The 13,446-nt window shown below is 69.2% G+C and carries 15 protein-coding genes; 7 read left to right on the plus strand and 8 right to left on the minus strand.

Annotated features, from left to right (window positions below; translation table 11 throughout):
* Window positions 1–132: 132 nt before the first annotated feature.
* Both gpt and APM_RS08155 read right to left on the minus strand, forming a co-directional pair.
* Window positions 133–621: a xanthine phosphoribosyltransferase gene (gene gpt, locus APM_RS08150; protein WP_007422887.1), complete on the minus strand. Its 489-nt coding sequence runs from the start codon at window positions 619–621 to the stop codon at window positions 133–135.
* Window positions 621–974 (minus strand): tRNA-binding protein, encoded by a 354-nt coding sequence (locus APM_RS08155; protein WP_007422888.1) that lies wholly within the window; start codon window positions 972–974, stop codon window positions 621–623. The genes gpt and APM_RS08155 overlap by 1 nt, the downstream gene beginning before the upstream one ends.
* An 88-nt stretch (window positions 975–1,062) precedes the next feature.
* Here APM_RS08155 and APM_RS08160 point away from each other — a divergent pair, with 88 nt between their 5' ends.
* The 5 genes from APM_RS08160 to APM_RS08180 all read left to right on the plus strand — a co-directional run bounded on the left by APM_RS08160 (window position 1,063) and on the right by APM_RS08180 (window position 7,569).
* Complete coding sequence (locus APM_RS08160; protein WP_007422889.1) at window positions 1,063–2,673, plus strand: gamma-glutamyltransferase family protein; 1,611 nt, start codon at window positions 1,063–1,065, stop codon at window positions 2,671–2,673.
* A gap of 168 nt (window positions 2,674–2,841) precedes the next feature.
* Complete coding sequence (locus tag APM_RS08165) at window positions 2,842–4,128, plus strand: hypothetical protein (protein WP_007422890.1); 1,287 nt, start codon at window positions 2,842–2,844, stop codon at window positions 4,126–4,128.
* A complete protein-coding gene (locus APM_RS08170) occupies window positions 4,125–4,751 on the plus strand; it encodes a hypothetical protein (RefSeq protein ID WP_007422891.1) in 627 nt (208 codons plus the stop codon). Before APM_RS08165 ends, APM_RS08170 begins: the two co-directional genes overlap by 4 nt.
* A gap of 25 nt (window positions 4,752–4,776) precedes the next feature.
* On the plus strand, window positions 4,777–6,762 hold the full coding sequence (locus APM_RS08175) for an elongation factor G (protein WP_007422892.1): 1,986 nt from the start codon (window positions 4,777–4,779) through the stop codon (window positions 6,760–6,762).
* Between the two features lie 21 nt (window positions 6,763–6,783).
* The gene (locus tag APM_RS08180) at window positions 6,784–7,569 is read left to right on the plus strand and encodes an enoyl-CoA hydratase (protein WP_007422893.1); all 786 of its coding nucleotides are present in this window, start codon (window positions 6,784–6,786) and stop codon (window positions 7,567–7,569) included.
* 69 nt (window positions 7,570–7,638) lie between these two features.
* Here APM_RS08180 and phbB read toward each other — a convergent pair whose 3' ends face one another.
* From phbB to queE, 5 genes are all read right to left on the minus strand, one after another.
* On the minus strand, window positions 7,639–8,361 hold the full coding sequence (gene phbB, locus APM_RS08185; protein ID WP_007422894.1) for an acetoacetyl-CoA reductase: 723 nt from the start codon (window positions 8,359–8,361) through the stop codon (window positions 7,639–7,641).
* 107 nt (window positions 8,362–8,468) lie between these two features.
* Window positions 8,469–9,173: a GNAT family N-acetyltransferase gene (locus APM_RS08190; protein ID WP_007422895.1), complete on the minus strand. Its 705-nt coding sequence runs from the start codon at window positions 9,171–9,173 to the stop codon at window positions 8,469–8,471.
* Entirely contained in the window at window positions 9,170–9,640 is a 471-nt protein-coding gene (locus APM_RS08195; RefSeq protein ID WP_007422896.1) for an OsmC family protein, read from the minus strand. Before APM_RS08195 ends, APM_RS08190 begins: the two co-directional genes overlap by 4 nt.
* A 10-nt stretch (window positions 9,641–9,650) precedes the next feature.
* Window positions 9,651–10,007, minus strand: coding sequence for a 6-carboxytetrahydropterin synthase (locus APM_RS08200; RefSeq protein WP_007422897.1), 357 nt, complete (start codon window positions 10,005–10,007; stop codon window positions 9,651–9,653).
* A 2-nt stretch (window positions 10,008–10,009) separates the two neighbouring features.
* A complete protein-coding gene (gene queE / locus APM_RS08205; RefSeq protein ID WP_007422898.1) occupies window positions 10,010–10,645 on the minus strand; it encodes a 7-carboxy-7-deazaguanine synthase in 636 nt (211 codons plus the stop codon).
* 113 nt (window positions 10,646–10,758) lie between these two features.
* Between queE and APM_RS08210 the strand changes: the two genes are divergently transcribed.
* Window positions 10,759–11,637, plus strand: a complete 879-nt coding sequence (locus tag APM_RS08210) for a hypothetical protein (protein WP_240314309.1) — start codon at window positions 10,759–10,761, stop codon at window positions 11,635–11,637.
* A 223-nt stretch (window positions 11,638–11,860) separates the two neighbouring features.
* Entirely contained in the window at window positions 11,861–13,078 is a 1,218-nt protein-coding gene (locus APM_RS08215) for a polyhydroxyalkanoate depolymerase (RefSeq protein ID WP_007422900.1), read from the plus strand.
* Here the strand turns inward: APM_RS08215 and APM_RS08220 are convergent.
* Window positions 13,059–13,446, minus strand: a 388-nt coding sequence (locus APM_RS08220) for a dephospho-CoA kinase (RefSeq protein WP_007422901.1), incomplete at its 5' end; no start/stop codon positions are given. The genes APM_RS08215 and APM_RS08220 overlap by 20 nt on opposite strands.

The following is a 13,446-nucleotide window of genomic DNA, read 5'->3' on the forward strand; positions in this document are numbered from 1 at the left end:
CAGGCGATGGACGGAGAGCCGGGCCGATTCATCATCGGCCCGATCCACCAGATTCAAAGTGGACAGTGAAAAACAATCGTTCAGCGGCCTGCTTGTCCCTGAAATTCATCCACGAATTTCAGGGGCGGGACACTAGGCCCCGCGCGGCGGCGTGCCGGCGCGGGCGATGGGGGCGACGAATTGCGGCTCGGTGTCCCAGGGGAACAGGATCCAGGTGTCCTGCGAGACCTCGGTGATGAAGGTGTCGACCAGCGCCTTGCCGGCCGGCTTGGCGTAGACGGTGGCGAAATGGGCGCGGGGGAGAAGCTGGCGCACCTCGCGCGCGGTGGTGCCGGTATCGACCAGATCGTCGATGATCAGGAAGCCCGCGCCGTCGCCTGCGGCGGTGGGCGGCTTGGTGATGGTGGGCTTGCCGATCCGCTCCTCGTCATAGGTGACGATGCTGACGGTCTCGATCAGGCGGCATTCCAGCTCGCGGGCGACGATGGCGGCCGGGATGAGCCCGCCGCGGGTGATCGCGACGATGCCATCGAACGGCGCCAGCGCGTTGAGCCGCCAGGCCAGCGCCTTGGAGTCGCGGTGAAGCTGGTCCCACGAGACGGTGTAGTAATGCGTGGCCATCAGAACAGGCGTCCTCCGTCGGGCACGGTGAAATCGGGGCGGATCAGCACGACCTCGCCGTTTTCGTCCGGCATGCCGAGGGTGAGCACCTCGGACATGAAGGGGCCGATCTGGCGGGGCGGGAAATTGACCACGGCGCAGACCTGCCGGCCGATCAGCCGGTCCGGCGCGTAATGCACGGTGATCTGCGCCGAGGAGCGCTTGACGCCGAGCGCGCCGCCGAAATCGATCCACAGGCGGATGGCGGGCTTGCGGGCCTCGGGGAAAGGCTTGGCATCGACGATGGTGCCGACGCGGATGTCCACACGGGCGAAATCGTCATAGGTGATCGTCGGGGGCGGGTTCTCGGCCATGAGGCTGCATTGGCCAGCGCGGGCGCATTGTCAATCCGGCGGCGGAGTGCGATTTGATTCGGCAGATCGTTACAGGAGTGTCCAGAGAATGCGCGATTTCGATTTTCCGGGCCGCAGCGCGGTTTACGCGGGGCGGGCGATGGCGGCGACCTCGATGCCGGCGGCGACCCTCGCCGCGCTCGACGCCTTGCGGGCGGGCGGCAACGCGCTCGATGCGGCGGTGACGGCGGCGGCGGTGCTCGGCGTGATCGAGCCGCAATCGACCGGCATCGGCGGCGACTGCTTCTGCCTCTACAAGAAGGCCGGCAGCCCCGAGGTGATCGCGCTGAACGGCTCCGGCCGCGCCCCCGCCGGCGCGACGGTCGACTATTTCGAGTCCCAGGGAATCGCCCAGTTCGACAACATCTCGGCCCATGCCGTCACCGTGCCGGGCGCCGTCTCCGCCTGGGAGACGCTGCTCGCGGCGCATGGGCGGCGCGGGCTCGATGCGGCGCTGGCGCCGGCGATCCGCTATGCCGAGGAGGGGCATCCGGTGCATCCGCGCGTCGCCTTCGACTGGAAGATTTCCGAGGGCAAGTTGCGCCGCAGCGGCGCCGCCGCGCTGCTGCCGGGCGGCGCCGCGCCGGTCGCAGGCACGATGTTCCGCCAGCCCGAGCTTGCCCGCACGCTGCGGGCGATCGCCAAGGACGGGGCGAAGGCGTTCTACGAGGGGCCGATTGCCGCCACGATCGTGGCCGAACTGCGGGCGCGCGGCGGCGTGCATGCCGAGGCGGATTTCGCCGCCGGCCGCACCGCGGCGAAATTCGTCACCCCGATCAGGCGCGATTTCGACGGGCTGACGATCTGGGAATGCCCGCCGAACGGCTCGGGCCTGCTGGCGCTGATGCTGCTCGGCATTCTCGAAGGGTTCGGCCCGGCGCCGGACGGGCCGATGGGGCCGATCCGGCTGCACCGGCACATCGAGGCGGCGCGCCTCGTCTATCGCGATCGCGACGCGCTGCTGGCCGACCCGGACCAGGCGGAGGTGCCGGTCGCGCATCTGCTGAGCGATGACTATCTCGGCGGGCTGCGGGCGCTGATCCGCGACGACCGGGCGATGGTGGACCTGCCGCGCGCCGGCGAGACGGCGCTGCCGCTGCATCGCGACACCGTCTATCTCTGCGTGGTGGACGAGGACGGCAATGCCTGTTCGTTCATCAACTCGACCTACGAGAGCTTCGGTTCGGGCATTCTCGCCGGGGATACCGGCGTGGTGCTGCACAATCGCGGCATGGGCTTCCGCATCCAGCGCGGCCATCCGAACTGCATCGCCCCGGGCAAGCGGCCGATGCACACGATCATCCCCGGCATGGCGACCCAGGGCGGCGAGGCGGTGATGCCGTTCGGCGTGATGGGCGGGCATTACCAGCCGATGGGCCAGTCCTGGCTGGTGACCAACATGCGCCAGTACGGGCTCGACGTGCAGGAGGCGCTCGATCTCGCCCGCGTCTTCCCCTTCGGCGGGCAGGTCGAGGTCGAGCGGTCGGTGCCGGCGGCGACCCTCGAAGGCCTGGTCGCGCGCGGCCACAAGGTGGTGCGCGACGACCGGCCGGATGCGCGGCCGCATGGCGGCGGCCAGGCGATCTGGATCGATCGCGGGCGCGGCGTGCTGATCGGCGGGTCCGACCCGCGCAAGGACGGATGCGCGCTCGGTTACTGATTGCAGCCGCTCGGCGCGGTCGTTACGCCATTGTGCGCCCGTCTCCGGCATGATTTGATTGTGCCTATAGCCGGAGGTGAGCGCGGGATGTCGTCGACACGATTGGGCAATGCGGGGGCTGCGCGCGCAATCCGGTTCGGGCCGTACCAGAGCGCGGCTGGGGTGCGGATGCATGTCGAATCGTTTCTCGCCCTCGCATTTCCCCGCTATTCCGGTCGGATGGGCATAGTCTGGCGGGACCCGGCGGGGCTGGCAGTCTGCGTTCGCGAGCCGACATACGATGACGCGGGCGACGGTTTGAGCCTCGTGCTGACTTGGCATGGGGCCGTAAAGCCGCCACCACCACCGCCGCCGCGTTCTCGGTTCGAGAAAATTGAATCGACGATCGGGCGATTTTTCAGTGAAATCGGCAATTCGTTCGACAAGGGCATGGCTGCGTACGGGCGAGCACAAATCGCGCAAGCCCAGGCGGAAATGGCGGCCGAGCAGGAAATCTATCGCTCGCTGCACAACCTTGTCGCCGATCATCCTGCGATTGCGGCGACTGTAGCGGTAGGGATCGACATAATGGGCGTGGTGGCGTCGGGGGCGACGGTCATCGCCGCTGGAATGGCCACGATTGGCGCCACCGGAACATTCGTGGGCATCGCAGCCGATACGGTGACCGTACCGGTCTTCACCAGTGCCGCGGCGTCGACCGCGGCCTCGCTTGCGTTGCTGGTCGCGGACTCGATCGATCTCGGCCTCTATCTGAGCGGAGACGAGGCCATGGTCGACGAGTACGAACAATCCTCGATTTATCGCCGGACGGAAGGCTTCGCACCGCTTGTCGCCCTGCTGGATCCAGGCCGTGAGGCCTTTCAGGCCATGCGCTCGGAGGCGCTCCTGCCGGCGGCGGAGGGGAAACTCGCGGCGGTACGCGCGACGTCGGCGGAAGCCGACGCTTCCGCACACGCGGCACAGAACGCCCTCGAAGCCGCCAAGGCGCGCGACGCCAAGCTGAATGCGTATCTCAATAAACCGGGACATGTTGCGACGCCTGTTGCCGATGATGCGGCCCGGATGAAGTCGGCGGCACGGGTGAGCGAGCGCGCGAGCCATGCGCAGACTACCCGCGAAGCAGCGCAGAAGGCGGCTCAACACTTGCAGTCGCTTCAGCTCAAGGCACACGAACTTCAAGATGAGATTGACACCTGGTGGCGGTGGCAATGGAACGCGCGAAAAGAAAGCGGACCGCGCGACCTTGCCGCCGCCGGGGTTTCGATGACTGTCTGGAGTGCGAACAATCCGTTTGCCAGGGATTTCGGCAAGCATGACGCCGCTCCTCCCCTGATGGCCCGATCCCAAGCGGCAATGCGGAGCCTGTTTGGCGTGGCCGAACCGCACGACCTGTTTTCAATGAACGTGATCGCGTCGCATCGGAGCGGTCGCCGTTCGCGACAGGCGGTGCGATGAGCGGCGGGGCTCCGGGCGACCGGCCGCGGCCGCCGCCGGTGGCGGCGCTGATGCCGATGGCGGTGACCGGCGTGACCGTGCTGGGCTTCATGCCCGCGCTGATACTGATCTTCCTCGCGCAGCTGATCTGGGGCGCCGGGTTCGTCGGGCCGTTCATGCTCTACGTGGTCTGGCCGTTCGCCATTGTCGCGGTGGCGGCCATGCGCATCGTGATGGGCGGGATGGGGCGGGGCAAGGTGCGGATGCTGGCGCTGTTCCGCTGGCTGCGGCTCGGGACGTATGCGGCCTATGGCGCGACGTTCCTGGCGTCCCTGGCGATCGCGCTCGCCACGCCGAGCCCGTTCGCGCGCATCGGGCTGATCGTGCAGATGATCGTCATGGCGGCGATGGTCGCCGTGCTGTTCCGCTGGCTGCGCGGGTTTTCGAGATGGCGGTGGCTCGATCCGCGGTCGCGCCCCGGCGAGTGGGAACTGGCGACCGACGCGGAATTGCGCCAGCCGGCCGATTCGAAACAGATCGGTTACGCGGCCAACAGACTGAAGCGGAATTATCCGGCACTCTATGAGCATATCTATGGCGAGGAGAAAAATTCCGGTTTGAATTCCGGCGAAAAGGGCGAATAGTGGGCGGCGCCGGGAGGACAAGGACATGGAAGACCCCGCCCACGGAGCGGCCCCGCACGGGCCGCGCGCCGTCGCCCTGGTTGGTCCGCAGGGAAGCGGCAAGAGCACGCTGAGCGCCGCGCTGGTCGAGATGGCCGGCGGTGGCGAGGCAAGGCGCGGCGGGCGCGAGCGAAGTTCCTCCCACGAGATGCGGCCGGCCCATTGCGATTTCCTCGGCGAGCGATGGGCGTTGCTGGATTGTCCCGGATCGGTGGAGTTCGTGCACGAGGCGGCGGCGGCGCTCGCAGTGGCGGATCTCGCCGTCGTGGTGGCCGAACCCGACCCGTCGCGGGCGATCGCGCTGCGGCCGGTGTTCCGCATGCTGGAGGACTCCGGCGTGCCTTTCCTCGTCTTCGTCAACAAGGTGGATGCGCTGAGCGCGCCGGCCGAGGCGCTGGTGGCGGCGATGCAGGCGGAAACCGCGGTGCAGCTCGTGCCGCGGCAGATGCCCATAAGCGAGGGCGAACGGGTCATCGGCTATGTCGACCTGCTCTCGGAACGGGCGTTCCGCTACCGGCCGGATGCGGCGTCCGAGCGGATCGGGCTGCCGGCGGCCGTGGCCGAGACCGAGCAGGCGGCGCATGACGCGCTGATCGACAGCCTCGCGGACCGGGATGACGAACTGCTCGAACAGGTGATCGAAGGTGCGACACCCACGCCCGCCGAGCTTTACAGCCATTTCCGCAAGGACATGGAGGCGCGCAGCCTGGCGGGGGTCATGTTCGGCGCGGCCGAGCATGCGCATGGCGTGCTGCGGCTGTGGAAGGCGTTGCGGCATGACGCGCCGGATGTGGGCGCGACGGCGGCGCGGCATGGAATCGCACCCGAAGGGCCGGCCTTGGCGCAGGTGTTCCGCACGAGCTGGCGCGGGGCGGCGGGCAAGCTGTCCTTCGCCCGGGTCTGGCGCGGGGCGCTGCGCGACGGGGCGAGCTATGGCGGCGTGCGGATCGGCGGGATGATGCGCTTCGCCGAGGGTGAATTGCAGCGCGTGGCCGAGGCCGGGGCCGGCGACGTCGTGGCACTCGGCCGGCTCGAAGGGGTGGCGACCGGCGGCACGCTGGGCGAGGCGGCGCCGGCAATGGCGTTCCCCGCGCCGCCGCCGCCGCTGCATGAGGTCGCGATCGCCGCGGCGGAGCGGAAGGACGACGTGAAGCTCGCCGGCGGGCTGGAAAAGCTGCTGGAGGAAGACCCGGCGCTGCGGCTCACGCGCGATGGTGAAACCGGCGAAACGCGCCTCGCCGGGCTTGGTGAAATTCACGTCGGCAGCGCGGTGGAGCGGCTGGAGCGGCTCTCCGGCGTCGCGGTGCGGACGGCGCGGCCGCGCGTGCCCTTCCGCGAGACGATCCGCCGGCCGGTGCGCGAGCACGCGCGGCTGAAGCGGCAGACCGGCGGGCATGGCCAGTTCGCCGATGTGAAACTGGAAATCGAGCCGCGCGGGCGCGGCGAGGGGTTCGCCTTCAACGACCGCATCGTCGGCGGTGCGGTGCCGAAACAGTATATCGCGGCGGTGGCCGACGCCGCCGAGGAAGCGACCCGCCGCGGGCCGTTCGGCTATCCGGTGGTGGATATCGCGGTGACGCTGGTCGATGGCGGGTTCCACGCGGTGGACAGTTCCGACATGGCGTTCCGCTCGGCGACGCGGGCGGGCATGGCGGAAGGCCTGGCGAAGGCCGAACCGGTGCTGCTGGAGCCGATCCACCGGATCACGGTGAGCGCGCCGAACGGTTTCACCGCCGGGGTGCAGCGGCTGCTGACCGGCCGGCGCGGCCAGATCCTGGGCTATGCCGAGCGCGCGGGCTGGCCTGGCTGGGACGATACCGAGGCGCTGCTGCCGGCGGCGGAACTGCACGGGCTGGCGGTCGAGCTGCGGTCGCAGACCGCGGGGCTCGGCAGTTTCGTCCACAGTTTCGAGCATCTGTCGGAAGCGCCGCCGCGGCTGGCCGAGAAGGTGGCGCAGGCGGCGGCGACCTGAATTCACGGACAAGGAGCAGAGATGGATACGCATGGTTCCGGCACGCTGGCCGCGCCGTTGCTGATCGGGCGGGATTCGCGGGGCGTGGTCACGCTCACGCTCAACCGGCCGGCGAGCTTCAACGCGCTTTCCGACGAGCTGCTCGCCGCGCTCGATGCGGCGATCGGCGAGATCGCGGCGGATGCGGGCGCGCGGGTGGTGGTGCTGGCGGCGAATGGCCGCGCCTTCTGCGCCGGGCACGATTTGCGGGAGATGATCGCGCGCGAGGAGGCGGACGCGCATCGCGACCTCTTCGCCCGCTGCACCCGGGTGATGCTCGGCTTGCAGCGGCTGCCGGTGCCGGTGATCGCGCGGGTGCAGGGGGTGGCGACGGCGGCGGGTTGCCAGCTCGTCGCGAGCTGCGACCTCGCGGTGGCGGCGGCGAGCGCGCGCTTCGCGGTTTCGGGCATCAATCTCGGCCTGTTCTGCTCGACGCCGAGCGTCGCCCTCGCCCGCGCGGTGCCGCGCAAGGCCGCGCTGGAGATGCTGTTCACCGGCGGGATGATCGATGCCGCCGAGGCGGCGCGGCGCTTCCTGATCAACGAGGCGGTGCCGGAGGCCGAGCTGGACGACGCGGTCGCTCGGCTGGTGGAGCAGATTCTCGCCAAGCCGCGCGCCGCCCTCGCCATCGGCAAGGCGCAGTTCTACCGGCAGATCGAGCTCGGCATCGCCGAGGCCTATGAGGTGGCGGGCGAGGCGATGGCCTGCAACATGCAGGACGCGGCGGCGCGGGAGGGGATTTCCCGCTTCCTCGACCGGAAGAAATAGTTCCGTCCCGGACGATAGGACCGCATTCAGATCCGGCCCCGGAGGAAAAACCGGGGCCGGAGCAGAGCGTCAGTACATGTGCTGGCCGCCGTTGATCGACAGGGTCGAGCCGGTGATGAAATCGGCCTCGTCGGCGGTGAGGAAGACCACGCCGCGGGCGATGTCCTCGGCATGGCCGAGGCGGCCGACCGGGATTTTCGCGATGATCTTTTCCAGCACTTCCGGCGGCACGGCGCGCACCATGTCGGTATCCACATAGCCGGGGGCGATGGCGTTGACGGTGATGCCGAAGCGGGCACCTTCCTGCGCCAGCGCCTTGGTGAAGCCGTGGATGCCGGATTTCGCGGCGGCGTAGTTCACCTGGCCGTACTGGCCGGCCTGGCCGTTGATCGAGCCGATGTTCACGATGCGGCCGAACTTGCGCTCCTTCATCCCGTCGAAGGTCGCCTTGCAGAGATTGAAGCAGGAGCCGAGATTGGTGTCGATCACCGCATCCCACATGTCGCGGGTCATGCGGGCGAGGGTGGCGTCGCGGGTGATGCCGGCATTGTTGACGAGAATCTCGATCGGGCCGAGGCGGCTGGTGACGCGGCCGATCGCCTCGATGGTCTGCTCGAAATCGCCGACGTCGAATTTCACCGTCTCGATGCCGTGGACGGCCGTGAAATTCTCGGCCGCGGTCTGGTTGCCGGCATAGGTGGCGACGACGGTGCGGCCGGCCGCCTTCAGCGCGACGCTGATGGCGGCGCCGATACCGCGCGTGCCGCCGGTGACGAGTGCAATTCGTGACATGCTGAAATCCTCCCTGTGGATCAGGCGTCCGACAATCGGAAGCGGGAGGCAGTCTGGACTGGTTCCGGAGGACTGTCCATGATCGAAATCAATCGGTTAGCGTAGTTTCATGTCCGAAAGGCGGAGAGCTTGCGGCGCTGGCGGCCGGCATCGTCGAAGTTGTCCGGCGCGAGCCACGCATCGAGGGCGGCGCGCCGGTCGGGCCATTCGGAATCGAGGATGGAGAACCAGGCGGTGTCGCGGTTGCGGCCCTGGGTGACGGCGTTCTGGCGGAAGATGCCCTCGAAGGTGAAGCCGAGACGCAGGGCGGCGGCGCGGGAGGGCAGGTTCAGGCTGTTGCACTGCCATTCGACCCGCCGGTAGCCAAGGTCGTCGAAGGCGTGGCGGAGCATCAGGAACAGTGCCTCGGTGCCGGCGCGGTGGCGCCGGAGCAGCGGCGTGAAGTTGATCGAGCCGATCTCCAGCGCGCCGTTGGCCGCGGCGATGTTCATGAAGGCGGCGTGGCCGGCGGGCTGGCCGCTTGCCGCCTCGATGATGGCATAGGCGACGCGGCCGGGGGCGGTGGCCATGGAATCCACATAGTCGCGGAAGGCGGGTTCGTCCGCCGGGCGGGCGGTGCGCCACCAGGTCCAGTCCCGGTCGTCCGGTGCGGCGCGGAATCCGCCGATGAGGCCGGCGCCGTGGCGTGCGGGGTCGAGCCGTTCCAGCCGGCAATAGCGCCCCTCGAAACCGGCGGCGTCGGGAAGCGGGCGCGGCGTCCAGCCGGGGACGGGCGCGCCGACGATCTGGCCATAGGCGTTGGTTTCGGTCATGCGGTGCGGATCTCGGGTTCGTGGCGGACCGGGAAGTTCATCGACCGGGCGATGAAGCATTTTGCTCCGGCATCGCGGTGCAGGGCGGCGGCGCGGGCGGCGTCGTTGCCTGGCGCGATGGTGACGACGGGGCGCAGGATGGCCTCGACGAACCGGCCGGCGCCGGAGGCTTCCTCCTCCATCACCGCCTCGGCGCGATCCTCGTAGGCCAGCACGGCGATCCCGGCCTCGGCGCAGAGATGCAGATACCAGAGCTGGTGGCAGGAGGAGAGCGAGGCGAGCAGCAGCAGTTCGGGGTTCCAGCGCGCGGGATCGCCGCGGAAGGCGGGATCGGATGTCAGCGCGAGGTCCGGCCGGCCGTCGGCTTCCACCTCGTGGTCGCGGCCATAGGCGGCGTAGGCGCTGGTGCCGGTGCCGCGGTTGCCGGTCCAGCGCAGGGTGGTGGCGTAGCGGTGCAGCCGGCTCAAGCCTGTGTCCCTATTCGCTGTAGGCGCAGGATTCGCCTTCGGAATCGCGGAAGACGGCGACGCGGGCGAGGCCCGGGCAGGATGGCGCGAGCCGCGTCCAGATGAAGCGGGCGAGGTTTTCCAGCGTTGCCGGGCCGAGGCCCTCCACCTCGTCGAGGAAGCGGTGGTCGAGCGCCTCGCGGATCGCGGCGAGGTGCTGGCCGAGCCTGCCGAAATCCATCAGCATGCCGCTCGCATCCGGCGCGCCGCGCAGGGTGACGGTGGTGCGGTAGGAATGGCCGTGGATGCGGCGGCTCGCCTCGGCGGCGATCTGGCGTTGCAGCGTGTGGGCCGCCTCGAAGCGGAATTCCTTGGTGATTTCGTGCATGGTCAGGGGATGCCGAGATATTTGTGGGTCTGCGTCGACAGGCGCCATTGCGGATGGGCGAGGCAGTATTCGATGGCGGCGCGCGTGTTGGCCGCGCGATCCGGCCCGTCCATCGGCTGGAGCAGGAAATGCGCGAAATCGAGCCCGGCGAAGCGCTCGGGTGTCGCCTCCTTCTGGGGATAGACCAGTTTGAGCTCCGACCCCTGGCGCACCACCAGCTCGGCCCCTTCCTTGGGGCTGACGCAGAGCCAGTCGATGCCCGGCGGCGGTTCGATCGTGCCGTTGGTCTCGACCGCGATTTCGAAGCCGGCGTCATGCACCGCTTCGATCAGCGGCGCATCGAGCTGGAGCAGCGGTTCGCCGCCGGTGAAGACGACGAGGGCATCGCGGGTGCAGGCGGCGGGCCAGGCGGCCTGGATGGCGCGGGCAAGGCCTGCGGCATCGGCGAAGCGGCCGCCGCCCGGTCCGTCGGTGCCGACGAAATCGGTGTCGCAGAAGCGGCAGGTCGCACTGGCGCGGTCCTCCTCCCGGCCGGACCACAGGTTGCAGCCGGCGAAGCGGCAGAACACCGCGGCGCGGCCGGCATTGCGCCCCTCGCCCTGCAGGGTGGGGAAGATTTCCTTCACGCTATAGGCCATGATGGTGGCATCTACCGCACATCCGCCGTTCTGGCGACAGGGAGCACGGCATTGCCGCCATCGCCGCGCGGCGCGGCTTGATCCGGCGCGCCCGTCCCGGCACGATCATGCGCATGATCGCAACGAACTCGCCGAAGCATCATCTGCTGATCACCGGGACCGGGCGGAGCGGCACGTCCTTCCTCGTCCGCTGGTTCGACGCGCTGGGGATGGAGACGCATTTCTCCCGCTTCGGCGAGCATGCGGCCTGGGACGAGGAGGCCAATGCCGGCGCGGAAAACCTGCCGCTGCCCGCGCTGGATGCGGACATGCCCTATGTCGTGAAATCGCCCTGGGTGTCCGAATTCATCGACCAGTTGCTGGCCGATCCGGGCATCGTGCTGGATGGCGTGATCGTGCCGATGCGCGACCTGATGGACGTGGCGGCGAGCCGGACCATTCTCGAATTGCGCGACATGGCGGCCGAGCCCGACTGGCCGGCGGTGATGGAACGGCCCTGGGCGCATCGCGGGCGGACGCCGGGCGGGATCGTCTATTCGCTGCATCCGCTCGACCAGGCGCGGGTGCTCGCCCTCGGCTTCCACCATCTGCTGGAGCGGCTCGTCGCGGCGGAGGTGAAGGTGGTGATGGTTTCGTTCCCGCGCCTCGTCGAGGACGCGGACTATCTCTACCGCGCGCTCGCCCCGCTTCTTCCGGCGAGCGTGGATGCCGCTTCGGCCCGGGCCGCGCATGCCCGCGTTGCCGACCCGGCAAAGGTGAGGGTGGGGCCGGGCGGGCGGGATTCGACGCTCGAACGGCTGGACAGGGTGGCGCTGAACCGCGAAATCGGCCGGCTTCGCCGGGAAATGGCCGCGCTGGAGGGGCGGCTGGCCGAGGCGAGTGGTGCCGCGGCGGCGGCGCGGCGGCATGCCGAGACGATCGAGCGCAGCACGATGTGGCGGGCCCTCTTCCCGCTGCGGCGGGCGCTGCACCGTCTGCGCGGCCGCGCATGACAGCGCTTTCTTTTTGGCGAGACTTCACCCATATTGTAAAAGGAATGTAACACAATGCCGGTGCCACGCGAATCGGCCCGGGAGCGGCAGGGGGACTCCGGCGGATGCAGGGCAGATTTATGCCGAATGGCGGGGTGAGCTGCGTCCGCAGTCCCGGATCCGTTTACGGAACCTTGAACTTTTCGGCGCCAGACTGGCGTGACGAGAAAGGCGGTTTGCGCCCATGATGTATGACCTTTACCAGACGCAGGACGATCTTCTGGCCCCGTTCCGGATGGCGGCGCGCGCGATGGCGCCGCTGATCGACCTGCTGACGCCGCCGGCGGGAATCCCGACCCTGCCGGTTGCGACGCGCGCCGCACTGGAGATTTTCGGCAATAGCGGCATTTCCCACAGCCGGCCGGAGTTCGGCATCGCCAGCGTGCGCGCCGGCGGGCGGGACATTCCCGTGACCGAGACGGTGGTGAGCGGAACGCCCTTCGGCGACCTGCTGCATTTCCGCAAGGAGACTGCCTCACCCGGCCCGCGCGTGCTGATCGCGGCGCCGCTTTCGGGCCATTTCGCGACCCTGCTGCGCAACACCGTCGAGGTCATGCTGCAGGATCACGACGTCTTCATCACCGACTGGAAGAACGCGCGCGACATTCCGGTGAGCGCGGGGCGCTTCGGCTTCGATGAATATGTGGCGCATATCATGGACTTCCTGCGCGAAATCGGGCCGGGGGCGCATGTCGTCGCCGTGTGCCAGCCGGCGGTGGCGGTGTTCGCCGCGACCGCGCTGATGGCCGAGGCCGGCGATCCGGCGGCGCCCCGCAGCATGACGCTGATGGGCGGGCCGATCGATACCAGGCGCAACCCCTCGAAGGTCAACGACCTCGCCAAGACCCGTGACATCGCCTGGTTCCGCAGCAACCTGATCACCACCGTGCCGCGCCGCTTCGCCGGGGCGGGGCGGGCGGTCTATCCCGGTTTCGTGCAGCTCGCCTCCTTCGTGTCGATGAATCTCGACCGGCATATCGGCGCGCATCTGCGCCAGTTCCGCGCCATCGTCACCGAGGATGACGCGAGCGAGGCGGCGCATCGCAAGTTCTACGACGAATACCAGTCGGTGATGGACCTGACGGCGGAATTCTATCTCGAAACCGTCGAGCGCGTGTTCCAGCGGCACGATCTGCCGCGCGGCCAGCTGAGCTGGCGCGGCCAGACGGTGCGCCCGGCGGCGATCCGCAAGACATCGGTCTTCACCGTCGAGGGCGAGCGGGACGATATCTGCCCGCCCGGCCAGTCGGTCGCGGCGCTCGATCTCTGCACCGGGCTGAAACCAGCGCAGAAGCGCAACCATCTCCAGCTCGGCGTCGGCCATTACGGCGTGTTCTCGGGCTCGCGCTGGGCGAACGAGATCTATCCGCAGCTGCGCGAGGTCATCGCCGCCGCCGGCTGAACGGCTGGCGGAACCGCCTGGGGCGGCGGGCTGGCGGCGCGGGGCGAAACACATGCGTCGCCATGAGCTGGCGGACGCGCCGCACCGTGTGGTGGCGGGACAGGCCGGTGGCGATCACCGCATCGGCGCGGCGGCGTTTTTCGGCATCCGGCATTTGCAGGGCGATGATCCGCTCGATCTCGGCGTGGGGCAGGCCGCGGCGCAGCACCCGCGCGATCTGCACCGCGCGCGGCGCGGAGACGGTGAGTGCGAGATCGACCCGCGCCTCGCCGCCGGTTTCGAACAGCAGCGGAATGTCGAGCAGCACGGCGCGGGCGCCGCGCCTGCGGGCGGCGGCGAGGAATTTTGTCTCCGCCGCGCGCACCATG

The organism is Acidiphilium sp. PM (assembly GCF_000219295.1).
Lineage (GTDB): Bacteria > Pseudomonadota > Alphaproteobacteria > Acetobacterales > Acetobacteraceae > Acidiphilium > Acidiphilium multivorum.

Coding starts and splice junctions, on each gene's coding strand:
- APM_RS08170 (WP_007422891.1), top strand. CDS start 4,125: ATGAGCGGCGGGGCTCCGGGCGACCGGCCGCGGCCGCCGCCGGTGGCG.
- APM_RS08155 (WP_007422888.1), bottom strand. CDS start 974: ATGGCCGAGAACCCGCCCCCGACGATCACCTATGACGATTTCGCCCGT.
- APM_RS08165 (WP_007422890.1), top strand. CDS start 2,842: ATGCATGTCGAATCGTTTCTCGCCCTCGCATTTCCCCGCTATTCCGGT.
- queE (WP_007422898.1), bottom strand. CDS start 10,645: ATGGCCTATAGCGTGAAGGAAATCTTCCCCACCCTGCAGGGCGAGGGG.
- APM_RS08175 (WP_007422892.1), top strand. CDS start 4,777: ATGGAAGACCCCGCCCACGGAGCGGCCCCGCACGGGCCGCGCGCCGTC.
- APM_RS08200 (WP_007422897.1), bottom strand. CDS start 10,007: ATGCACGAAATCACCAAGGAATTCCGCTTCGAGGCGGCCCACACGCTG.
- APM_RS08180 (WP_007422893.1), top strand. CDS start 6,784: ATGGATACGCATGGTTCCGGCACGCTGGCCGCGCCGTTGCTGATCGGG.
- APM_RS08215 (WP_007422900.1), top strand. CDS start 11,861: ATGATGTATGACCTTTACCAGACGCAGGACGATCTTCTGGCCCCGTTC.
- phbB (WP_007422894.1), bottom strand. CDS start 8,361: ATGTCACGAATTGCACTCGTCACCGGCGGCACGCGCGGTATCGGCGCC.
- APM_RS08160 (WP_007422889.1), top strand. CDS start 1,063: ATGCGCGATTTCGATTTTCCGGGCCGCAGCGCGGTTTACGCGGGGCGG.
- APM_RS08210 (WP_240314309.1), top strand. CDS start 10,759: ATGATCGCAACGAACTCGCCGAAGCATCATCTGCTGATCACCGGGACC.
- gpt (WP_007422887.1), bottom strand. CDS start 621: ATGGCCACGCATTACTACACCGTCTCGTGGGACCAGCTTCACCGCGAC.
- APM_RS08190 (WP_007422895.1), bottom strand. CDS start 9,173: ATGACCGAAACCAACGCCTATGGCCAGATCGTCGGCGCGCCCGTCCCC.